The following is a 22,620-nucleotide window of genomic DNA, read 5'->3' on the forward strand; positions in this document are numbered from 1 at the left end:
GAGCGGTGGGTTTGGGTGTGCGTTCGCAAGGGCTGCGCTGTCTGCCTGACAGCCTGCCGTCAGCAATTGAAAGCCGGGAAATCAAACTGCAAACCCAAGGCTGTAGGCAGTAGGGCGGTGCTGGAGAAAACCGCGAGCATTCTTTTATAGGCGCAGGAATTTGCCCTCGGGCGAAGACTTAATCGCGTGCTAGCATCGGCCCCCATGTCATTTCACCCAACGATCGGGCTGGCGTTGGCGCTGTTGCTCACCACGACCACAGCCCTCGCACAAACCCAGCTCAGTGTGCGCATCAAACCGGCCAACGCACCGCTCAAGGCCAATGTGACCGGCTACGTGGGCGACCTCGGCGAGCGCGACGAGGCCGCCTTGCAGCGCTTCAGCCGCGGCGCGCTGTTGCAGGCGCGCAAAGCGGTGGAGGCGCTGGGCTATTACCAGGCGCAGATCGACAGCGAGGTCGACCACAACGACAAAGGCCCGCGCCTGATCATCCGCATCCAGCCCGGCGAGCCGGTGCACCTGCGTAACGTCACCGTGCGTATCGACGGGCCTGCCGCCCAATTACCCGCCTTCCGTGTGCCGAAAAGCAGCCAGCTCACCGCCGGCGCCGTGCTCAACCATGGGCACTACGAAGACGCCAAACGCCTGATCCAGAACCAGGCTTCGCGCTACGGATTTTTCAGCGGCCATTTCACCAGCCAGAAGTTGGCCATCGACCCGGTGGCCGGCGTGGCAGACGTCGAACTGATCTACGCCAGCGGCCCGCGCTACTACTTCGGCCCGAGCCAATTCAGCGGCGATGAAACCTTCGACGATCAACTTCTGCAACGCATGGTGCCGTTCAAACCGGGCACCGCGTACGACTCGGACCTGATCGCCAAGCTCTACCAAAACCTGCAAGGCAGCGGCTATTTCGAAAGCGTGCGGGTGGATGCCGCGCCCACTCAGGGCAGCGGCGAACAGGTGCCGGTAAAGATCGACCTCAACACCCGCAAGCCACGCACCATGGGCGTGGGCCTAGGCTTTTCCACCGACGTGGGGCCACGGGCGAAATTCAACTGGACCCGCCACTGGGCCAACGCCGAAGGCGACAGTTACGGCACCGAGATGGAACTGTCGGCGCCGCGGCAGAACGTCGGCCTGTGGTACGACATACCCGGCAACCCACCGCTCACCAATAAAACCCGCTGGGCCGGCGGCTACCAGTACGAAGAGCTGGCCGACACCGACAGCCTCAGCCGCCTGCTCACCGTCGGCCCCGAATGGCACAGCAAGCTCGACAGCGGCTGGCAGCAAGTTCTGTCGCTCAAGCTGCAGCGCGAGGAATACCGCCTGGGCAGCGACAACGGCCTGAGCACTTTGCTGATGCCGGGCGTGAGTTATTCCTACCTGCACAGCGACAACGCCATCGACCCGGCCAACGGCTATCGCCTGCAGTTCGAAGCGTCGGTCGCCAAGGACGGTTTGGTGTCCGACAGCAACCTGCTTTACGGCACCGTATTGGCCAAAGGCTTGACCACGCTGTGGGACAAGCACCGCTTCCTCGGCCGCGTGCAGTTTGGTGGCAGCGCCACGGACGACTACAAGGCCGTGCCGCCATCACTACGCTTCTTTGCCGGTGGCGACCAGAGCGTGCGTGGTTACGACTACCAGTCGCTGTCGCCGGAGAACAACGAGGGCGACCGCATCGGTGGCCGCTACCTGGTGGCCGGGAGCGTGGAGTACCAGTATTCCTTTGCCGAGCGCTGGCGCTGGGCGGCGTTTGTCGACCAAGGCAATGCGTTCCAGACCCTGGAAATTCCCACGTTGAAAACCGGCGTCGGCATGGGTATTCGCTGGATTTCGCCAGTCGGCCCGCTGCGCCTCGACCTGGCCCGTGCGCTGGATGATGACGGTGGTTTTCGTCTGCACTTTTCCATGGGGCCGGAGCTATGACCTGGCTTAAGCGGGCGGGCTGGGCGTTGTTGGCGTCAGTGGTCAGCGTGGTGCTGTCCGTGGCGTTGCTGCTGGGCACCGCTGGCGGCAGCCGCTGGTTATTGGCGCAGGTGCCGGGCTTGCAGGTGCAGGCTTTCGATGGTCGCTTGGGTAGTAGCTGGAGCGCCGATAGTCTGGTGTGGGAGCAGCAGGGCGACAGGGTGGAAGTGACCCAGGTGCGTGTTGCCTGGTCGCCGAGTTGTTTGCTCAAGCTCACGTTGTGTCTGGATCAGGTCCATGCCGAGCAGCTCAACCTGCAATTTGCCGATAGCGAAAGCCGCAGCGATGGGCCGCTAACTCTGCCGAGCCTGAAGCTGCCGCTGGCCCTGCAACTGGGCGATATCCAGCTGGGCAGCATCGTTTACAACGGCGGCGAACAAGCCAGTCAGTTGCAGCTGGTGGCGCACTGGACCGTGGCTGGTTTGGTGATCGAACGGCTGCAAGGCAGCTCCAATGGCGTGGCCCTGAATGTGCACGGCACGCTCGACCCGAACGGCGAATGGCCGCTGATAGCGGAAGGCTCGGTGCAGTTACCGGCACCGGACGCGCAGGCGTGGTCACTGGCCGTAAACGTACAGGGCGACTTGCTTAAAAGCCTCGCCGTAACCGCGCAAAGCAGCGGCTATCTGAATGCGCACTTGCGAGGCAGCGTGCAGCCGCTGAGCGAAGGGTTGCCGGCGCAGGTGACGGTGGATGCCGAACAGTTTGTCGCGGCCGCCGATGTGCCGCCGCTGAACGCCGTTCACCTCAGCGCGGCGGGCACCTTGCGTGAGGGCTATCAGGTGAACGGCACCGCCGGGCTGGCAGCGCAGGGCGGGGATATTCCGCTGACCCTGGCGGGCCTCGTCACCGCCAGCGGCGCCGATATCCAGGCACTGACTGCGCAAGCCGACACCGAGCAACACATCACCCTTAACGGCACGCTCGACTGGCGCGATACCTTTACCGCCGACGCCGAATTCACCTGGCTGGATTTTCCCTGGCGCCGGCTGCTGCCCGACGTCGAAGAACCTGCCGTGAGCCTGCATCGTCTGACCGGGCAGGTGCATTACCAAGACGGCAATTACCTCGGCAATTTCGCCGCCGACCTCAACGGCCCGGCCGGTGCCTTCAGCCTCAGCAGCCCGGTGAGTGGCGACCTTAAGCAAGTGCACCTGGTCAGCCTGCAACTGCAAGCCGGGCAGGGCAAAGCCGAAGGGCAGGTGACGGTGGGTTTTGCCGACGGAATTCGATGGGACAGCCGCCTGCAACTCAGCCAGCTCAACCCCGCCTACTGGCTCGCCGAACTGCCCGGCACTCTCGGCGGCACCTTGCGCAGCCAGGGCGAATACCGCGAGCAACTAAAGCTCGACGCCGACCTCGACCTCAACGGCCGCCTGCGTGGCCAGCCCGCGTTGCTGCAAGTGCATGCCGCCGGCGCCGGCGAGCGCTGGCAGGTCGACAAACTCGATGTGCGCCTGGGCGATAACCGCGTGCAAGGGCAGGGCAGCCTGGACCAACGCCTGGCCGGGCAACTGACTATCGCCATGCCGCGCCTCGGCCAGCTATGGCCGCAATTGGCTGGGCAGCTGAAGGGCCAAGTGGATCTCGCTGGCACCCTGCAAGCCCCGCAAGGACAACTGAATCTGCAAGGCACACAGTTGGCGTATCAGCAGCAAAAGCTGGCGACCCTGAACCTCAGCGCAAAACTGGATGGCCAACAGCGCGGCACGCTCGACCTGATCGGCACCGGCATTCACAGCGGCGACACCGACCTCGGTCGCCTGCACCTGCAAGGCAACGGCAACCGCCAGCAGCAGCGGGCAAGCCTCGATCTGGACGGCAGCAAACTCAAACTGGCGCTCGCCGCCGACGGCACCCTGGCGCCGAACTTCGACTGGCGCGGGCGACTCAGCAGCGGTGACGTGGAAAGCGCCGGGCAGCAATGGCGCCTGCAACAAGCCGCAACGGTGCAACGCCTGGCCAACGGCCAACTCACCCTCGGCGCCCACTGCTGGCAGAGCGGCACGGCCAGCTTGTGCGGCGACGATCAGCGCCTGCTGCCAGAACCCCGTTTGCGCTGGCGCCTGCGCGATTTTCCGATGCAAACCCTGGCGCAGTGGTGGCCGGCCGATTTCGCCTGGCAGGGCAACCTGAATGCCGATATCAAACTCGACCTGCCGGCCAGCGGCCCCAATGGTGATATCCGCCTGGACCTGGGCAGCGGCAACCTGCGGGTGCGCGACAACGGCCAATGGCTGGACCTGCCCTATGACCGTTTTAGCCTGACCAGCCAACTGCGCCCGCAGCGCATCAACTCGCAACTGGACTTCCACGGTCCGCAACTCGGCCAGCTCACGCTCAATACGCAACTCGACCCGCGACCGGCCAGCAAACCGATTTCCGGCACCTTTGAACTAGCCGGCCTCGACCTCAGCCTGGCGCGGCCGTTTGTGCCAATGGTGGAGCGCCTGAGCGGGCATTTGAATGGCAGCGGTACGCTGTCGGGCGGCCTGCTGGCTCCGCAGATCAACGGCCGGCTGGTGGTGCAGAACGGCGAGCTGTCCGGCAGTGAGTTGCCGGTGAGCGTGCAGGGCTTGCAGGCCGAAGCGTTGATCGTCGGCGAGCGGCTGCAACTGACCAGCAACTGGCACAGCGGCGAAGCAGGCGAGGGCAGCCTGAGCGGCACGCTGGCCTGGGCCAACGGCCTGGATATGGACCTGCATGTGCTCGGCAGTCGCCTGCCGGTGGTGGTCGAGCCTTATGCCACGCTGGAAGTGCACCCCGACCTCAACGTGCGCCTGGCCGAACAGCAGCTGTCGGTGAGAGGCAAGGTGCAGGTGCCGCGCGGCAAGATCGAAATTCGCCAGTTGCCGCCGTCCACCGTCAAGGTGTCGGAAGACGCCCAGGTTGTGGGCACCCACGACCCCGAAGCGCGGCAAGCGACGCCTGTGGCCATGGATATCGATATCGGCGTGGGCGCCCCGGAAGGGCAGCCGCCGCTGACCTTCAACGGCTTTGGCCTGAGCGCCGAGCTGGCCGGCCACCTGCATATGGGCGACAACCTCGACACCCGTGGCGAACTGAACCTCAACAAAGGCCGCTACCGCGCCTATGGCCAACGCCTGACCTTGCGCCGCGCGCGCTTGCTGTTTGCCGGGCCCGTGGACCAGCCGTACCTGGACGTGGAAGCCATCCGCCAGGTCGACAGCGTGACCGCCGGTTTGCGCATCAGCGGCAATGCCGAGCAGCCGACCACCACGGTGTTTTCCGAACCGGCCATGAGCCAACAGCAGGCGCTGTCGTACCTGGTGCTCGGGCGCCCGGCCAGCAGCGGCAGTGGCGATAACAATATGCTTGCCGAGGCGGCGCTGGGGCTGGGGTTGATGGGCAGCTCCGGGGTGACGGGCGCCATGGCGCAGCGGCTGGGGATCAGCGATTTTCAGCTGGACACCGGCGGTACCGGAGATAAAACCAGTGTTGTGGCCAGCGGCAATCTGTCAGAGAAACTGAGCCTGCGTTACGGCGTGGGCGTGTTCGAGCCGGCGAGCACGATTGCGCTGCGTTATGCGTTGACCAAGAAGGTGTATGTGGAAGCGGCGAGCGGGTTGGCGAGTTCGCTGGATATTTTCTATAAGCGCGATTTTTGATGAGGTCGCAGATTTCAATTTTCCACGGTCGTCCCAGCGCAGGCTGGGACCCAGAGTATTGGACGCTGCCGCGTTTTCTGCCCGACACGACATTCTGGATCCCAGCCTGCGCTGGGATGACGGTGAAGGATGGAATACCTCCTTCATTTCCGCGCAGTCACTTCCTCATTTTTTTGACTCTGCAGTCATAGTCGCGTAATCCCTTTCGTGCTTAACTCTTGCGCCCTTAGTAACCAATTACCTCAACCACAAAAAAAGGAATCCGTTCATGGCCCAAGTAACCCTGCGAGGCAACCCTGTTCAAGTCACTGGCGAGCTGCCGCAAGCTGGCCAGCAAGCCCCGGCCTTCAGCCTGGTTGGCGGCGATCTGAGCGACGTGACCCTGGCCAGCCTGGCCGGCAAACGCAAAGTGCTGAACATTTTCCCAAGCGTCGACACCCCGACTTGCGCCACCTCGGTTCGCAAGTTCAACGCCGAAACCAGCAACCTGGCCAACACCGTGGTGCTGTGCATTTCCGCCGACCTGCCGTTCGCCCAGGCACGTTTCTGCGGCGCTGAAGGCCTGCAAAACGTGGTGAACCTGTCCACCATGCGCGGCGCGCAATTCCTCGCCGACTACGGCGTTGCCATCGCCAACGGCCCACTGGCCGGCGTGGCTGCCCGTGCCGTTGTGGTGCTGGATGAAAACGACAAAGTGCTGCACAGCGAGCTGGTTGCCGAAATCGGTAGCGAGCCGAATTACGAAGCTGCTGTTGCCGTATTGAAGTAAGGTTTTAGGTAACACCTCGCAACACATGACGGCCTGACTTAGTCAGGCCGTTTTCATTTACGGGTCAATCGCTTACTAAAAAGTCAGAGATAGGTAAAAAGCCGGTAAAGAGGCTTTCCGTTCGTCGTGGCAGTGCTTATCGTGCGGGCTCGAATTTGCAATCGATGATGCCCCATGACCTTTCGTACCCTTCGCCCTTGGTTGATCACTGCCGCTGCCTTCGCTGGTGTGGTGTTGTTGGTTATCTGGTTGTCCGCTGCCAAAAGCACCGGCGCCCCCGATGGCAAGGTGCGCGGGCGTCCGGGCATGGGCCCTCCTGGCGCTGCCGCCGGCATGACGGTCAGCGTTGCCAAGGTGCAGCGCAGCGACCTCGATGTGCACTACCACGCCCTGGGTACGGTGACCGCGTTCAGCACGGTCAACGTCAAGCCACGGGTTAACGGCGAACTGGTCAAGGTGCTGTTTACCGAAGGCCAGGAAGTGAAGGCCGGCGACCTGCTCGCCGTGGTCGATCCCCGTCCTTATAAAGCCGCCCTGGCGCAAGCCGAAGGCACGCTGCAGCAGAATCAGGCCCAACTGAAAAACGCGCAAATCGACCTGGACCGCTACAAAGGCCTGTACGCCGAAGACTCCATCGCCAAGCAAACCCTCGACACCCAGGCCGCCTTGCTCAACCAGTACCAGGGCACGCTGAAAACCAACCAGGGCCAGGTGGACGACGCCAAGCTCAACCTGGCCTTTACCGAGGTGCGTGCGCCCATCAGTGGCCGTCTGGGCTTGCGTCAGGTCGACGTCGGCAATCTGGTTACCTCCAGCGACACCACGCCGTTGGTGGTCATCACCCAGGTGAAACCGATTGCCGTGGTGTTCAGCCTGCCGCAGCAGCAGCTGGGCACCGTCGCCGCGCAACTCGGTCAGGCCAAGGCCTCGCCAGTAGAAGCGCTGGACCGCAATAAAGACCTCACCCTGGCCACCGGCGAGCTGGTCACCCTGGATAACCAGATCGACACCACCACCGGCACCGTCAAGCTCAAAGCCAAATTCGAAAACGCCGACCGATCCTTGTTCCCCAACCAGTTCGTCAACGTGCGCCTGCTCGCGGAAACCCTGCACGACGTGCTGCTGATTCCGGCCAACGCCGTGCAGCGCGGCAACGATGGCACCTATGTGTACGTGTTGGGCGAGGGCGACAAAGTGGCCCAGCGCGCCGTCACCCTGGGCACCAGCGAAGGCGAAAAAGTGGTGGTGGAAAAGGGCCTCAACGCCGATGAGCAAGTAGTCGTGGAAGGCACCGACCGCCTGCGCGACGGCATGGCCGTGCGCATCGCCGCGCCCGAGCAAGTGAAGAAAGAAGTGGGTGAAGAAACCGGGCAGAAGCCCTTCGGCCAGGGCGACGCGGCACCGAAAGGCAAGGACGGAGCCGCGCAATGAACCCGTCGCGCCCGTTTATTCTGCGGCCGGTGGCGACCACGCTGATGATGGTCGCCATCTTGCTGTCGGGGATTATCGCCTACCGCTTTTTGCCGATTTCGGCGCTGCCGGAAGTCGATTACCCGACCATTCAGGTGGTCACGTCGTACCCCGGCGCCAGCCCGGAAATCATGACCTCGTCGGTGACCGCGCCGCTGGAAAACCAGCTGGGGCAGATTGCCGGTCTGAATGAAATGTCGTCCAGCAGCTCGGGCGGCGCGTCGGTCATCACCCTGCAATTCACCCTGGACAGCAACCTGGATGTGGTCGAGCAGGAAGTGCAGGCGGCCATCAATACCGCCAGCAGCCTGCTGCCCAACGACCTGCCGTACCAACCCTCGTACAGCAAGGTAAACCCGGCCGATGCGCCGATCCTGACCCTGGCTATCACCTCCAGCAACCTGCCGCTGCCGCAGGTGCAAGACCTGGTGGACACGCGCCTGGCGCAGAAAATTTCGCAGATTTCCGGCGTTGGCCTGGTGAGCATCAGCGGCGGCCAGCGCCCGGCGGTGCGAATTCGCGCCAATCCATCGGCCTTGGCGGCGGCGGGGCTTAACCTCGACACCCTGCGCACCACTGTTTCCAACAACAACCTCAATGGCCCCAAGGGCAGCTTCGACGGCCCCACGCGCGCCTCGACCCTGGATGCCAACGACCAACTGAAATCCGCCGCGGCCTATCGGGAGCTGATCGTCGCCTATAAAAATGGCGCGCCCCTGCGGGTGAAAGACGTCGCCACCGTCGACGATGCCGCCGAAAACACCCGCCTGGCCGCCTGGGCCAACGAAACCCCGGCGGTGGTGCTGAATATCCAGCGCCAACCGGGTGCCAACGTGATCAAGGTGGTCGACAGCATCAAAGCCATGCTGCCGCAATTGCAGGCCAGCCTGCCGGGCAGCCTCGACGTGCAGATTCTTACCGACCGCACGACCACCATCCGCGCCTCGGTCGCCGACGTGCAGTTCGAACTGGTGCTGGCCATCGGGCTGGTGGTGATGGTGACGTTCCTGTTCCTGCGCAGTTTTTCCGCGACCCTGATTCCGAGCCTCGCGGTGCCGCTGTCGTTGATCGGCACGTTCGGCGTGATGTACCTGGCCGGTTTCTCGGTGAACAACCTGTCGCTGATGGCGCTGACCATCGCCACCGGGTTTGTGGTGGACGATGCCATCGTGATGGTGGAGAACATCACCCGTTATCTGGAGGAGGGCGATAGCCCCTTGGAGGCCGCGCTCAAGGGCTCCAAGCAGATCGGCTTTACGATTATTTCCCTGACGTTCTCGCTGATCGCCGTGCTGATTCCGCTGCTGTTTATGGGCGACGTAGCGGGGCGGTTGTTCCGCGAATTCGCCATCACCCTGGCGGTGGCTATTCTGATTTCCGGCGTGGTGTCGCTGACCCTGACGCCGATGCTGTGCGCCAAGTTGCTCAAGCATATTCCCGAGGAAAAACACGGTCGTTTTGCCCAGTACACCGGCCGGCAGATTGACCGTCTGATCGCCGGCTACGGCCGCGCGCTGCGCGTGGTGCTGCGCCATCAGCCGTTGACCTTGCTGATTGCCCTCGGCACCCTGGTGCTGACTGCCGTGCTCTACACCTTTATGCCCAAAGGCTTTTTCCCGGTGCAGGACACCGGCGTTATTCAGGCCATTGCCGAAGCGCCGCAGTCGATCTCCTTCCAGTCCATGGCCGAGCGCCAACAGGAACTGTCCAAAGCCCTGCTTAGCGACCCGGCCGTGGCCAGCCTCACTGCCTTTATCGGCGTGGACGGAAGCAACGCCACACTGAACACCGGGCGCATGCTGATCAACCTCAAGCCCCACGGCGAACGGGATGCCAGCGCCACGGAAGTAATCCGCCGCCTGCAACCGACCCTCGACCAGATCCCCGGTGTGCGCCTGTACCTGCAACCGGTGCAAGACCTGACCATTGAAGACCGCGTGGCACGCACCCAGTACCAATTCACCCTGCAAGACTCCGACCCCGACGTGCTGGCCAAGTGGGTGCCGCTGTTGGTGGAGCGTCTGCAGCAACTGCCGGAACTCGCCGATGTGGCGAGCGACTGGCAGGACAAAGGCCTGCAAGCGTTTGTGAATATCGACCGCGATGCCGCCTCGCGTCTTGGTGTGTCGCTGGCCGATGTCGACAGCGCGCTGTACAACGCCTTCGGCCAACGGCTGATTTCCACCATCTTTACCCAAGCCACCCAATACCGCGTGGTGCTGGAAGTGGCGCCGCAATTTCAGTTGGGGCCGGAGTCGCTGGAAAACCTGTACGTGAGCAGCAGCGACGGCACGCAAGTGCGGCTGTCGTCGCTGGCCAGCATCGAAGAGCGCAACACGCTGCTGGCCATCAACCATATCTCGCAGTTCCCGGCGGCCACGCTGTCGTTCAACCTGGCGCCCAAGGTGTCGCTGAGCGAAGCGGTAAAAGCCATTCGCCAGGTCGAGCAGGAGATGCAATTGCCGGTCGGCGTGCAGACCAGTTTCCGTGGCGCCGCGCTGGCGTTTGAGAGCTCGTTGTCGAGCACCTTGCTGCTGATTCTGGCGGCGGTGGTGACCATGTACATCGTGCTCGGCATTCTCTACGAGAGCTTTATTCACCCGGTGACCATCCTTTCCACCTTGCCCTCGGCGGGCGTCGGTGCGCTGCTGGCGTTGATGCTGGCGGGGGAGGAGATCGGCATTGTGGCGATCATCGGCATCATTCTGCTGATCGGCATCGTGAAGAAGAACGCGATCATGATGATCGACTTCGCCCTCGACGCTGAACGCAACCAGGGCATGAATGCGGCGGATGCGATTTACCAGGCGTGCCTGCTGCGTTTTCGGCCGATTCTGATGACTACCCTGGCCGCGTTGCTCGGTGCGTTGCCGCTGATGCTAGCGGCGGGCGCGGGGGCGGAATTGCGCCGGCCGCTGGGTATCGCGATGGTTGGTGGCTTGCTGCTTAGCCAGGTGCTGACGCTGTTTACCACGCCGGTGATTTACCTGGCTTTCGACCGCGTGGCGCAGCGCTGGAATGGCTGGCGCAAGAAGCGTGGGTTGGATATGTCGGTGCAGTCATGAGTTTTTGTGTGATGGCCGGCCCTCACCCCCGGCCCCTCTCCCGCACGCGGGCGAGGGGAGACAAGCGTGACGCGATCAGCCCCCTCTCCCGTTTACGGGAGAGGGTTGGGGTGAGGGCAGGGCAAACGGTGATCTCACCATGAGCCTCTCCACCCCCTTCATCCGCCGCCCAGTCGCCACCTCGCTGCTGACGTTAGCCCTGCTGCTCGCCGGCTGGCTCTCGTTCAACCTGCTGCCCGTGGCGCCGCTGCCGTCGGTGGATTTCCCAACCATCATGATCAGCGCCTCGCTGCCCGGCGCCAGCCCGGAAACCATGGCCTCGTCCGTGGCCACGCCGCTGGAAAGGGCGCTGGGGCGGATCGCCGGCATCACGGAAATGACCTCCAGCAGCTCGCTGGGCTCGGCCACGGTGATTGTGCAGTTCTCCCTGGAGAAAGACATCGACGGCGCCGCCCGCGAAGTGCAGGCCGCCATCAACGCGGCCAGCAGCCTGCTGCCCAGCGGCATGCCGAGCTTGCCGTCGTACCGCAAAGCCAATCCCTCCGATATGCCGGTGATGGTGTTGACCCTCACCTCGGACAGCTACACCCGCGGCGAAATGTATGACATGGCCTCCACCCTGGTCTCGCCGCGGCTGGCCCAGGTAAAAGGCATCGGCCAGGTGAGCATCGGCGGTAGTTCGCTGCCCGCCGTGCGCGTGGACCTCAACCCCGATGCGCTGAACAAATACGGCATCGCCCTGGACACCGTGCGCACCGCCATTGCCAACACCAACTCGAACGGCCCCAAAGGCGCCATCGACGGCGTGACCAAGCAATGGCAAGTGGACGCCAACGACCAGCTGCGCAAGGCCAGTGAATACCTGCCGGTGATCGTGCACTACAACGCCACCACCGGCGCGGCGGTGCGCCTGGGTGATATCGCCGAGGTCAGCAACGCGGTGGAGGACGTGCGTAACGCCGGTTTCTCCGGTAACAACCCGGCGGTGCTGCTGATCGTCACCCGCCAGCCCGGCGCCAACATTATCGAAGCCACCGACGGCATCCACGCGTTGCTGCCGGAGATGCAAGAACTGATCGGGCCGAAGGTGAAACTGTCGGTGATGGACGACCGCAGCCCGAGCATTCGTGCCTCGCTGGATGAAGCGGAAATCACCCTGATCATCTCCGTGCTGCTGGTGATTCTGGTCGTCTATATGTTCCTGCGCAGCCCGCGCGCCACGCTGATACCGGCGCTGGCCGTGCCCGTGTCGCTGGTGGGCACCTTTGCCGTGATGTACCTGTGCGGCTTCTCGCTGAATAACCTGTCGCTGATGGCGCTGATTGTCGCCACCGGCTTTGTGGTGGACGACGCCATTGTGGTGGTGGAGAACATCGCCCGGCGCATCGAGGAGGGAGAGTCGCCGCTGGAGGCGTCCATTCATGGCGCCCGCGAAGTGGGCTTTACCGTGCTGTCCATGACCCTGTCGCTGGTGGCGGTGTTTATCCCGATCCTGTTGATGGGTGGAATTATCGGCCGGCTGTTCCGCGAGTTTTCGGTGACGTTGTCGGCGGCCATTCTGGTGTCGCTGTTGGTGAGTCTGACGCTTACCCCGATGCTCTGCGCGCGCCTGCTTAAAGCCCGGCCGAAAGATGCCGTGGTGGAAAAGCCTAAAGCGGATAGCAAGTTTTTCCTGAGCCTGATGGCACGCTACAAGGCCAGCCTGGAATGGGCGCTGGCGCATTCGCGGCTGATGGTCGTGATCATGCTCGGCTGCATCGTGCTCAACCTCTATCTGTTTGTGGTCATACCCAAAGGCTTTTTGCCAGACCAGGATTCCGGGCGTTTGCGTGGCTATGCCATTGCCGACCAGAGCATTTCCTTCCAGGGCCTGCAGGACAAGATGGGCAAGTTTCGCGCGATTCTCGGGGCCGATCCGGATATCGAAAACGTGGTGGGCTTTCTCGGCGGCGGCCGTTGGCAGTCGAGCAACACCGGTTCGTTTTTCGTCACCCTGAAACCTATTGGCGAGCGCGACGATGTGAACACCATCCTCGCCCGCCTGCGGCCCAAACTCGCGGAAATTCCCGGCGCGGCGCTGTACCTCAACGCCGGGCAAGACGTGCGCCTGGGCGGCCGTGATAGCAACGCCAGCAACCAGTTCACCCTGCGCAGCGACGACCTGAAACTGCTGCGCGAATGGACGCCGAAAGTGGAAGCGGCCATGCGCAAGGTGCCGCAAGTGGTCGACCTGAACAGCGACTCGCAAGACAAAGGCGTGCAAAGCCGCCTGGTGGTGGACCGCGACCGCGCCGCCAGCCTGGGGGTGAATATGGCGCTGGTGGACGAGGTGTTGAACAACTCCTTCGGCCAGCGACAGATCGCCAATATCTACAACCCGCTGAACCAGTACCACGTGGTGATGGAAGTGGGCGCGCAGTACCAGCAGAGCCCGGAAATTCTGCGCCAGGTGTATGTGATTGGCAGTGACGGGCAGAGCGTGCCGCTGGCCGAGTTCAGCCATTTCGAGCCGAGCACGGCGCCATTGTCGGTGAACCACCAGGGCCAGTTCGCGGCTGCCACGCTGTCGTTCAACCTGGCCAAGGGCGCGAAGATCGGCCCGACCCGTGACGCCATCATGGCCGCCATCGAGCCGCTGCAATTACCGCTGGATATCCAGGCCAGCTTCGAAGGCAACGCCGGCGCGGTGCAAGACACGCAGAACAATATGCCTTGGCTGATTCTGCTGGCCCTGGGTGCGGTGTATATCGTGCTCGGCATCCTCTACGAGAGTTACGTGCACCCGCTGACCATTCTCTCGACGTTGCCGTCGGCCGGCGTCGGCGCGTTGTTGGCGTTGATTCTCTGCGGTAGCGAGCTGAGCCTGATCGCGCTGATCGGCATCATTTTGCTGATAGGCATCGTCAAGAAAAACGCCATTCTGATGATCGACTTCGCCCTGGAGGCCGAGCGCCGTCTGGGCATGACGCCGCGTGAAGCGATTCTGGAAGCCTGCGTAAAACGCTTCCGGCCGATCATGATGACCACCCTGGCCGCGCTGCTTGGCGCCTTGCCGCTGATCTTCGGTGTCGGCGGCGATGCCGGGTTGCGCCGGCCGCTGGGGATCACCATCGTCGGCGGGCTGATCGCCAGCCAACTGCTGACTCTCTACACCACGCCGGTGGTGTACCTGTACCTGGATCGTTTGCGCCACTGGGTTAACCGCCGCAGAGGCGTGCGCACTGATGCTTCGTTGGAGACTTCGTTATGAGCCTGTATTCCCGCAGCCTGTTGCTCGCTGTGGCCTGTGCCGTGGCAGGTATTGGCGTGTCTGGCTGCGCCGTTGGCCCGGACTACCAGCAGCCGGAAGTGGCAGTGCCTGCCAGCTTTAAACAGCAAGCCGGCTGGACCCAGGCTGAACCCAGCGATGCCCTGCACCGTGGCGCGTGGTGGGAGCTATACGGCGACCCGACGCTGAACCAACTGCAACAGCGCCTGGAAACCTCCAACCAGACCCTGGCCCAGGCCGAAGCCCAATACCGTCAGGCTCAAGCCCTGGCCCGTGGCGCGCGTGCGTCGTTCTTTCCGAGCCTGAGCGCGGCGTTTAGCAAAACCCGCTCAGGCCAGGCCTCGGGCGGTGGCGGCACCGTGTCGTTGTCCGACGGCTCCACCGTCAGCAGCGGCAGCTCTGGCGGCATCAGCGATAGCTACCAGGCCAGCCTCGGCGTCAGTTGGGAACTCGACCTGTGGGGCAAGCTGCGCCGTCAACTGGAATCCGACAGCGCTAGCGCCGAAGCCAGCCAGGCCACCCTGGCCGGCACCAAGCTCAGCCAGCAGTCGGAACTGGCGCAAAACTACCTGCAACTGCGGGTAATGGACGCGCAGAAACGCCTGCTCGACGATACCGTCGCAGCCTACGAAAAAGCCTTCAAATTGGCGGAAAACCAATACCGTGCCGGCATCGTGACCAAGGCCGACGTGGCCCAGGCCCGCACCCAGTTGAAGAGCACCCAGGCCGAAGCCATCGACCTCAAATACCAACGCGCGCAACTGCAAAACGCGATTGCCGTGCTGGTGGGCGAGCCGCCGTCGACCTTTAGCCTGGCTGAAACCAACGACATTCCCGGCCTGCCGCAAGTACCGGCCACCGTGCCGTCGCAACTGCTGCAACGCCGCCCGGACATCGCCTCGGCCGAGCGCGACGTAAGGTCAGCCAACGCCCTGATCGGCGTGAACAAAGCCGCGTACTACCCGGACATCACCCTGAGCGCCAGCGGCGGCTTTCGTAACGACAGCCTGTCGCAGCTGCTGACCACGCCGAACCGCTACTGGTCCATAGGGCCGGACTTCGCCATGACCCTGTTCGACGGCGGCCTGATCCGCTCGCGCGTTGAACAAGCCGAAGCCAGCTACGACGCCACTGTGGCCGCCTACCGCCTGAGCGTGCTGACCGGGTTCCGCGAGGTGGAGGACTATATGGTTCAGCTCGACGTGCTGAAAGAAGAGAGCGGCGTGCAACAGGAAGCGCTGGACTCGGCCCGCGAATCGCTGCGCTTGATGCTCAACCAGTACAAGGCCGGCACCGTCGACTTCTCGGATGTGGTTAACGTGCAGACCACCGCGCTGTCGAACGAGCGCACCGTGCTGACCTTGATGGGCAGCCGGTTGACGGCGAGTGTGCAGTTGATTGCGGCGATGGGTGGGGGTTGGCAGGTGACGGAGTTGGGGGAGAAGGAGTAAGCGCCTTTTGCATCAAACCCACACAAAAACGCCCAATCAATGATTGGGCGTTTTTGGTTGCGGCGCGTGGCGATTAGCTCGCCGGCTGACCCACATAATCCATCTTGCCCACTTCTACGCCGTTATGACGCAGCAGCGCATACGCGGTGGTCACGTGGAAGAAGAAGTGCTGCAGGCCGTAAGTCAGCAAGTACGACTGACCGGTGAACTTGCGCTCTTTCGGGGTGCCCGGACGGGTGAGAATTTCGCGCTCTTCGTTACCGTCGATTTGCGCCGGGGTGAAGGTGGCCAGGTAGTCCAGGGTTTCTTTCAGCAGCGCTTGCAGCTGTTCGAAGGTGGTTTCCACGTCGTCATGCTTGGGCACGTCTACGCCGGCCAGACGCGACGGCACGCCACGGGCGAAGTCGCAGGCGATCTGCACCTGGCGGGTGAGCGGGAACATGTCAGGGAACAGGCGGGTTTGCAGCAGGGCGGCAGGGTCGATGTTCTTGGCGGCGGCGTGGTCTTCGGCCTTTTTCAGCACGGCGCTCAGGCTGGTGAGCATTTGCTTGAAAACAGGAACGGACGCGGCGTACAGAGAAATAGTCATGGCAGGTCTCCGGTTGAAGGTGGCCGGAGTATACGCGTGCTGCCGGGGACAAAAAGCGGCGAATAACGCCTGGAACGTTATTCGCCGCTCGGTCACGCGCGTTCATTCCGCCCTGGCCACATTGCCGCAGTGCACCACGGCGTCGCGAATCATAAAGTTCACCAGGGTGGGCGACACGCCCAACTCCTTGGCGATGTCTTTCTGCGGCACGCCATTCAAGCGGTACATCTCGAACGCATAACGGGTACGCGCCGGCAACTGGCCGAGCGCGTCGGCGATGTGCTCCAGCGTGGTGTAGCAAATATGCAGCGCTTCGGGCGAGGCGTACTGGGTGACCACATTCAACCCTTCTTCTTCGCTGCCGTAATGGCGCTGCTCCAGCGCTTGCTTGCGATAGTGGTCGATGGCCAGGTTGCGCACGATCTGAAACAGGTAGGCGAGCTGCGCCTTGAACGAGGCGGTGATCGTCGGCGCGGAGTGCAAACGGAAGTAGGCGTCTTGCACCACGTCTTCGGCGCGCGAGCGGCAGCCGGTGATGCGCATCGCCACCTTGACCAGCACCGGGCGGTTATCGACGAAGGTCTGGAATAGCGGTGTATCGCACGTACCTGTGGACAGTTGTTCCGTCATGGAAATCACCTTGCTACCGGGGCGGTTGAGCGCTTGCGTGGAGTCGGCGAGCGGGTAGCAAAACTAAGCGCGATGAGAATGGTTGTCAACAATGAGGGTTTTGGTTGAGCGTATGTGCACGCCTTGTTATGCATTTCTTGCAGTTTGCGGTCTTATTAAGATTAAACAATTTAATATTTGCATATGCCTAAAATGTATTTCTCTGATCTTTGTGTCGTCAGTAGGATGGCGCCCATAGATGAATTTAGCAGCCTTGGCGCAACGGTCTATAACAATGCGCGATATAGGTTGCAAGGCCAAAAAGGCCTGAAAAACTCAGGGAGAGACAGGGATGCCGTTGACCAGAAGAGCATTGATTGCCCGCGTTGCCGCCGTTGGCGGCTACCGGGCAGCCTATGCCGCCATGGGCGCACTGGGGTTGTTGAGCCCCGCTTTTGCCCAGCCCGCGAGCAGCCAGGAAAGCTACGCCGCATTGCCGACGGCCCGGTTGGGCAAAGGCGCCAGCGTGGTGGTAATTGGCGCCGGGATTGGCGGCCTGGTAAGTGCCTTCGAACTGCGCAAAGCCGGTTTTAACGTAACGGTGCTGGAAGCCCGCGACCGCGTCGGTGGGCGCAACTGGACGCTGCGCAAAGGCGACCGCGTGGAGTACACCGACGGCACGGTACAAGTCGCCAACTTCGCCGACGGCTTCTACTTCAATGCCGGCCCCGCGCGTTTGCCGAGCCACCACCAGCTGATGCTCGGCTACTGCCGCGAACTGGGCGTGGAGCTCGAAGTATTGGTCAACACCAGCCGCAATGCGCTGGTGCGGCCGAACCTGGCGGAACCGCCGATCCAGATCCGTCAGGCAGTGAACGACAGCCGCGGCCATATCGCCGAACTGCTCGCCAAGGCCGTCAGTTCCCAGGCGCTGAACGCGGAACTGACGGGCATCGACCAGGCGGCGCTGTTGCAGTTTTTGCGCACGTTTGGCGATTTGTCGGAGAAGCTGGAATACATCGGTTCGGTTCGCTCGGGCTACAAAGTCTGGCCCGGCGCCGGCGAGCAGGTGGCAGAGAAAAACACCCCGTTGCCGCTGCGTACTTTGCTCAATCCGGCGCTGGCCAACGCCTTGATGATCGACGAATACCCGGAGTTTTCGCCGACCATGTTCCAGCCGGTCGGCGGCATGGACCGCATTCCCAAAGCCTTCGAAAAACACCTGGACGGCGTGGTGCGTTTTAACGCCGACGTACGCGCCATTCATAACCAGGACGACCGCGTACAAGTGGCTTACCGCGACCGCAAAACCGGCCGCGAACACACCGTGCATGCTGACTACGCCGTGGTCGCTTTGCCGCTGCCGCTATTGGCCAAACTCGACACCAATTTCACCGCCCCCGTGCAGCAAGCCATCGGCGCGGTGCAGTTTGGTTATGCCAACAAGGTGGCGTGGCAGTCCCGGCGTTTCTGGGAGCGCGACTATCAGATTTACGGCGGCCTTTCGTTTGTGAATCAGGAAGCGTCCGGCCTCTGGTACCCCAGCGGTGGCTTCAATCAGGAGCAGGGCATTTTGATTGCCGCCTACAACAACGGCGAAACCGCGCGGGTGTTTGGCGAGAAGAGCATTGCCGAGCAGATCGCCGCTTCCAAACAGGCTGTCGAGTTACTACACCCCGGCCATTCCGCCGAGCTGCGCAACCCGCTGGCCGTGGCCTGGAGCCGTATTCCCTACAATCTTGGGCCGTGGATTAACCACGAAGTGGCCGAGCCGGCGTACAGCCTGCTTAACCAGCCCCAGGGGCGTATTCACCTGACCAGCGACGGCCTGGCCCACAGTGGCGTCGGCATCTGGCAGGAGGCGGCCGCCGGAGCGGCGCGCCGTGTGGTCCGTACCTTATTCGAGCGTGTGCAAAACACGCCATACCGGCAAACGGCTTAAACCCGCCGCGCCACTTGCGACAACAAACCTAAAAACCATGATGTGCCAGGTAGCGGACCTCCGAGGCTGGCGATAAAGACCTTGGAGTAATGCCATGCCTTTCCATAAAGCCCTGCTGGGGTTGGGGATCCTATACGCCGCCGGTACTGGAATCAGCCACGCCGCCGGTATCGAACGGGTGCCGTCCACCTACCCGAATTCGCCAATTCTGCAAGCCGTGACGCTGCCGGGAAACAGCCAGCTCACCTACCTCTCCGGCATTCTGCCGGACCCCGTCGATGCCAAAGCCGCCAAGGATGATTTGCGCGCGGTCGGCACCACGGAGCAACAGACCGTCGTGGTGTTTCGCAAGATCGAAGCGGTACTGGCCCAACGTGGCCTGACCCTCGGCGATGTGGTGCAACTGCGCGTGTACCTGGTGGGCGACCCGGCCCACGGCGGGCGCCTCGATTTCGATGGCCTGCAAGCCGGCTTCCGGCAATTTTTCGGCACCGACAAACAACCGCTCAAACCTGCGCGCACCACCGTGCAAGTGGCCGGCCTGGTGCTGCCCGGCGCGTTGATCGAAGTCGAAGCCGTCGCCGCTGTCACTCCTAAAAACTAATTGCCCCAGGCGCTTAAACAGGAAGTTTTTCAATGCGTACTGCGTTCAGTAAAACCTTTGCTTTGTCGTCCCTTAGCGCTGCCTTGCTGGCAGCGGGTGTGCCCGTGACCGCCCTGGCCGATGACCCCACGCTCGATACCGTAGTGGTTACCGGCGTACGTGGCAGCACGCCGCGCACCGTGACCGACAGCGCGGCGCCCATCGATGTGATTACCGCCGAGCAAATTGAAAAAACCGGCCAGAACGGCCTCAAAGATATTCTGACCCGCCTGCTGCCGTCTTTTAACGCGCCAACCATCAACGGCGGCGGCACCGCGTTTCTGGTGCGCGGTATCAGCATGCGAGGCCTGGGCGGTGACCAGGTGCTGATTCTGGTGAACGGCAAGCGCCGGCATAACACCGCCATGATCAACAACAACGCCCGCGTCGGTACGGCCGCTGTGCCGGTCGATCTGGACCTGATTCCTACCGCTGCCATCGAGCGCATCGAGGTGCTGCGTGACGGCGCCGCCGCGCAATACGGCTCGGACGCCATTGCCGGGGTGATCAACATCATCCTCAAGAAGGACGACTCGGGCATCACCTCCGACAGCTCGCTGGGCCAGTACTACAGCGGCGACGGCACCACTGGCCACGAAGCCGCCAACCTCGGTACGACGTTGGGCGATGGCGGTTTTTTCAACCTGTCGTTCGACGCCAAGTCGCAGGAACCCTACGACCGCGCAGGCTCCGTGCAAGGTAATTTCGGCACCCTGTGGGACGGCACGCCCGACCCGCGGACCAGCCAAACCCACGGCTGGGGTGAGGAATACGGCCTGGGCCGCGACCGCACTGCGAGCACCGCCTACAACCTCGAATTGCCGCTGCAGAACGACGTAAAGCTCTACTCGTTCTCCACCTTCAGCTACCGCGACGGCAAAAAAGTACTGGGCCACCGCGCGCCCACCGATATCACCGCGCTCAACGGCAACGTCGATGGCCAGCCCTACCCGAAAGGCGGCCAGGCCACCCGTGAGGTGAAAGAAACCGACTACCAATTCCTCGTCGGTGCCAAAGGCCTGGTGGCCGACTGGGATTGGGACCTGTCCACCACCTATGGCCGCGACAAAGCCAAGCTGTACACCGACAACAACCTGAACATCTCCAACGGCCCGGATTTCAGTCAGCAGCGCTTCCACCTGGCCGATGAAACCTTCGACCAGTGGACCAACAACCTCGACTTCACCCGCGCCCTGGATATCGGCTGGAGCAGCCCGCTCGAAACTTCGTTCGGCATCGAATACCGCTGGGAAAAATTCGAGCTGGGGGAGGGTGAGGCCAACTCGTATAACTACGGTAACTACGTGATTCCCACCGGCCAATACGCCGGCCGCCGCCCCGACCCGGGCCTGTTCTCAGTGAACGGCACCAGCCGGAAGACGCCAACGCAAAAATCCGCCACAGCGGCGCGGGCTATGTCGATTTCGGCCTGAACATCACCTCGCAGTGGTACGCGGCGTTTGCCTTGCGCCAGGAGCAGTACAACCAGGACATCGGCGAAACCACCAGCGGCAAGTTCACCACCCGTTATGAGTTCCTGCCCGGCTACGCGTGCGGGCGGCGGTGAGCAACGGGTTCCGCGCGCCGTCCCTCGCACAGAACGCGTTCTCGGCCACCAGCTCGGTCACCCAGTTCCTCGGCGGCGGCTTGACCACCACCGCGCGTACCAAGCAGATGCGCCCCGACTCGCCAGAAGCCATCGCCCTCGGCGCCGATACCCTCAAGCCGGAAAAATCGCGCAAACTACAGCCTGGGCTTTACGCCGAACCGATCGAACGGCTGCGCTTTACCGCCGACCTGTACCTGATCGATATCGACGACCGCATTCTGCAAACCGGGATTCGTCGGGCACCAAGGTCTCGGACATTCTCGAAGCCAACGGTCTGCCGCGCGAAATCTGTCTGGCCAATACTTCGCCAAACGCCGCCGACACCCGCACACCAAGGGTATCGACCTGGTGCTCGACTACAGCCAGAACTTCGGCGAGTACGGTTCGGCGAAATGGAGCGTGGCCTACAACCACAACAAAACCACCATTCGCGACCTGGCTGAAAACGCCGTCTGAGCTGTCGAGCCTGGGCGCCGGTTATGTGCTGTTCGACCGCCAGCAACAGATCGACCTGACCAAGGCCACACCGAAGGACAAATGGATTCTGTCCACCAACTACCGCCTCAACGACTGGAACGTGAACCTGGCCTCACCGCTACGGCGAATACACCGAGGGCAACAACAACCCGGCCAACGACCGTACCTTCAGCCCGAAATGGATCACCGACGTGGATGTGTCGTACGACATCACCAACAACGTGACCGTGGCCGTGGGCGGCAACAACCTGTTCGATGAATACCCGGACAAAATCGGCATCGTGCCGTGGGCGGCACCTACGAATACGGCATGTTCTCGCCCTATGGCCTGGGTGGCGGTTACTACTACGGCCGCTTGAGCCTGGCGTTCTGATGAAAATCGCGACTTGCTAATGGCCGCGCTGCTGGCCTCGCCCGGTTGTTCAGGGCGAGGAGCTGATGCGGGGTCGAGTCAGAAAGCCTCGTTGAAAATTCTGCTCGAAAGCGGGGTGAGCTTAAGGAATTGCCGTACCGCATCGAGTTCGCCTCGTTCGGGGCGGCAGGCCGACAGCAGAAGCCTTGGCGGCGGGCGCGGTGGATATCGGCACACTCGCGATGCGCCGTTCGTGTTCGCCGCCGGTGCCGGTGCGCCGTTGAAAACCGTCGGGCGTTATCCGCCTGCAGGTGACGCAGACGGCGGTGGCAATCGTGGTCAATCAGGACTCACCGTTGCATGACGCGGCGAGCCTGAAGGCAAAAAGATCACCACCACCCGTGGCTCCATCGGCCATTACCTGGCCCTGGCGGCGCTGCGCGGGGCGGGGCTTACCGGCAAGGATGCGCAATTTATTTTCCTGCAAACGGCCGAGTCGCGCAGCTGTTGGCCAATGGCGAGGCGGATGCCTGGGCCACCTGGGACCCTACACCAGCATGAGCCAGCTGGAAGGCGGCACGCGGGTGTTGGTGAGTGGGGAAGGTTGTTCGCCGGCAATATGCTGCTGGTGGCCAACGACACGGCCATCCGCGATAGCCGGCGCGGCGCTCTGCGCGACTTTTTGCAACGCCTGGCCCGCGCTTATGTGTGGGCCATCGCCCACGAGCCGGATTCTCCGCCGTTCAAGCGCGTTACAGCGGCTTGCCGGTGGA

13 protein-coding genes and 1 pseudogene are annotated in these 22,620 nt (G+C 62.7%); 12 read left to right on the forward strand and 2 right to left on the reverse strand.

Annotated elements, in window-relative coordinates:
- Nucleotides 1–204: 204 nt before the first annotated feature.
- The 7 genes from AC0V2S_RS21460 (at nt 205) to AC0V2S_RS21490 (ending at nt 15,626) form a co-directional block, all read left to right on the forward strand.
- On the forward strand, nt 205–1,935 hold the full coding sequence (locus AC0V2S_RS21460; protein WP_475511488.1) for an autotransporter assembly complex protein TamA: 1,731 nt from the start codon (nt 205–207) through the stop codon (nt 1,933–1,935).
- Nucleotides 1,932–5,603: a translocation/assembly module TamB domain-containing protein gene (locus tag AC0V2S_RS21465; RefSeq protein ID WP_475511489.1), complete on the forward strand. Its 3,672-nt coding sequence runs from the start codon at nt 1,932–1,934 to the stop codon at nt 5,601–5,603. Before AC0V2S_RS21460 ends, AC0V2S_RS21465 begins: the two co-directional genes overlap by 4 nt.
- 268 nt (nt 5,604–5,871) lie before the next feature.
- On the forward strand, nt 5,872–6,372 hold the full coding sequence (gene tpx / locus AC0V2S_RS21470; protein WP_475511490.1) for a thiol peroxidase: 501 nt from the start codon (nt 5,872–5,874) through the stop codon (nt 6,370–6,372).
- 174 nt (nt 6,373–6,546) lie between these two features.
- Nucleotides 6,547–7,803 (forward strand): MdtA/MuxA family multidrug efflux RND transporter periplasmic adaptor subunit, encoded by a 1,257-nt coding sequence (locus AC0V2S_RS21475; protein ID WP_475511491.1) that lies wholly within the window; start codon nt 6,547–6,549, stop codon nt 7,801–7,803.
- Nucleotides 7,800–10,907 (forward strand): MdtB/MuxB family multidrug efflux RND transporter permease subunit, encoded by a 3,108-nt coding sequence (locus AC0V2S_RS21480; RefSeq protein WP_475511492.1) that lies wholly within the window; start codon nt 7,800–7,802, stop codon nt 10,905–10,907. Before AC0V2S_RS21475 ends, AC0V2S_RS21480 begins: the two co-directional genes overlap by 4 nt.
- 139 nt (nt 10,908–11,046) lie before the next feature.
- The gene (locus AC0V2S_RS21485) at nt 11,047–14,157 is read left to right on the forward strand and encodes a multidrug efflux RND transporter permease subunit (RefSeq protein ID WP_475511493.1); all 3,111 of its coding nucleotides are present in this window, start codon (nt 11,047–11,049) and stop codon (nt 14,155–14,157) included.
- A complete protein-coding gene (locus tag AC0V2S_RS21490) occupies nt 14,154–15,626 on the forward strand; it encodes an efflux transporter outer membrane subunit (RefSeq protein ID WP_475511494.1) in 1,473 nt (490 codons plus the stop codon). Before AC0V2S_RS21485 ends, AC0V2S_RS21490 begins: the two co-directional genes overlap by 4 nt.
- A gap of 73 nt (nt 15,627–15,699) precedes the next feature.
- Here AC0V2S_RS21490 and AC0V2S_RS21495 read toward each other — a convergent pair whose 3' ends face one another.
- Together AC0V2S_RS21495 and AC0V2S_RS21500 are read right to left on the reverse strand one after the other, a co-directional pair.
- The gene (locus AC0V2S_RS21495) at nt 15,700–16,215 is read right to left on the reverse strand and encodes a DUF1993 domain-containing protein (protein WP_475511495.1); all 516 of its coding nucleotides are present in this window, start codon (nt 16,213–16,215) and stop codon (nt 15,700–15,702) included.
- 102 nt (nt 16,216–16,317) lie between these two features.
- On the reverse strand, nt 16,318–16,845 hold the full coding sequence (locus AC0V2S_RS21500; RefSeq protein WP_475511496.1) for an RNA polymerase factor sigma-70: 528 nt from the start codon (nt 16,843–16,845) through the stop codon (nt 16,318–16,320).
- A gap of 331 nt (nt 16,846–17,176) precedes the next feature.
- Between AC0V2S_RS21500 and AC0V2S_RS21505 the strand changes: the two genes are divergently transcribed.
- The 5 genes and pseudogenes from AC0V2S_RS21505 to AC0V2S_RS21525 all read left to right on the forward strand — a co-directional run bounded on the left by AC0V2S_RS21505 (nt 17,177) and on the right by AC0V2S_RS21525 (nt 21,854).
- A complete protein-coding gene (locus AC0V2S_RS21505; protein ID WP_475511497.1) occupies nt 17,177–18,766 on the forward strand; it encodes a flavin monoamine oxidase family protein in 1,590 nt (529 codons plus the stop codon).
- Between the two features lie 94 nt (nt 18,767–18,860).
- Nucleotides 18,861–19,370, forward strand: a complete 510-nt coding sequence (locus AC0V2S_RS21510; RefSeq protein ID WP_475511498.1) for a RidA family protein — start codon at nt 18,861–18,863, stop codon at nt 19,368–19,370.
- Nucleotides 19,371–19,402: 32 nt separating this feature from the next.
- Entirely contained in the window at nt 19,403–20,842 is a 1,440-nt protein-coding gene (locus AC0V2S_RS21515; RefSeq protein WP_475511499.1) for a TonB-dependent receptor plug domain-containing protein, read from the forward strand.
- Between the two features lie 130 nt (nt 20,843–20,972).
- Nucleotides 20,973–21,191: pseudogene (locus tag AC0V2S_RS21520) on the forward strand (hypothetical protein); the annotation flags it as partial.
- A 495-nt stretch (nt 21,192–21,686) separates the two neighbouring features.
- Nucleotides 21,687–21,854, forward strand: coding sequence for a hypothetical protein (locus AC0V2S_RS21525; RefSeq protein ID WP_475511500.1), 168 nt, complete (start codon nt 21,687–21,689; stop codon nt 21,852–21,854).
- Nucleotides 21,855–22,620: the final 766 nt, after the last annotated feature.

Source organism: Pseudomonas sp. CC11G, from assembly GCF_056174845.1.

What these genes read in the sequence shown, in the direction of transcription:
- AC0V2S_RS21460 (WP_475511488.1), top strand. Translation starts at nt 205, where the DNA reads ATGTCATTTCACCCAACGATCGGGCTGGCGTTGGCGCTGTTGCTCACC.
- AC0V2S_RS21465 (WP_475511489.1), top strand. Translation starts at nt 1,932, where the DNA reads ATGACCTGGCTTAAGCGGGCGGGCTGGGCGTTGTTGGCGTCAGTGGTC.
- tpx (WP_475511490.1), top strand. Translation starts at nt 5,872, where the DNA reads ATGGCCCAAGTAACCCTGCGAGGCAACCCTGTTCAAGTCACTGGCGAG.
- AC0V2S_RS21475 (WP_475511491.1), top strand. Translation starts at nt 6,547, where the DNA reads ATGACCTTTCGTACCCTTCGCCCTTGGTTGATCACTGCCGCTGCCTTC.
- AC0V2S_RS21480 (WP_475511492.1), top strand. Translation starts at nt 7,800, where the DNA reads ATGAACCCGTCGCGCCCGTTTATTCTGCGGCCGGTGGCGACCACGCTG.
- AC0V2S_RS21485 (WP_475511493.1), top strand. Translation starts at nt 11,047, where the DNA reads ATGAGCCTCTCCACCCCCTTCATCCGCCGCCCAGTCGCCACCTCGCTG.
- AC0V2S_RS21490 (WP_475511494.1), top strand. Translation starts at nt 14,154, where the DNA reads ATGAGCCTGTATTCCCGCAGCCTGTTGCTCGCTGTGGCCTGTGCCGTG.
- AC0V2S_RS21495 (WP_475511495.1), bottom strand. Translation starts at nt 16,215, where the DNA reads ATGACTATTTCTCTGTACGCCGCGTCCGTTCCTGTTTTCAAGCAAATG.
- AC0V2S_RS21500 (WP_475511496.1), bottom strand. Translation starts at nt 16,845, where the DNA reads ATGACGGAACAACTGTCCACAGGTACGTGCGATACACCGCTATTCCAG.
- AC0V2S_RS21505 (WP_475511497.1), top strand. Translation starts at nt 17,177, where the DNA reads ATGCCGTTGACCAGAAGAGCATTGATTGCCCGCGTTGCCGCCGTTGGC.
- AC0V2S_RS21510 (WP_475511498.1), top strand. Translation starts at nt 18,861, where the DNA reads ATGCCTTTCCATAAAGCCCTGCTGGGGTTGGGGATCCTATACGCCGCC.
- AC0V2S_RS21515 (WP_475511499.1), top strand. Translation starts at nt 19,403, where the DNA reads ATGCGTACTGCGTTCAGTAAAACCTTTGCTTTGTCGTCCCTTAGCGCT.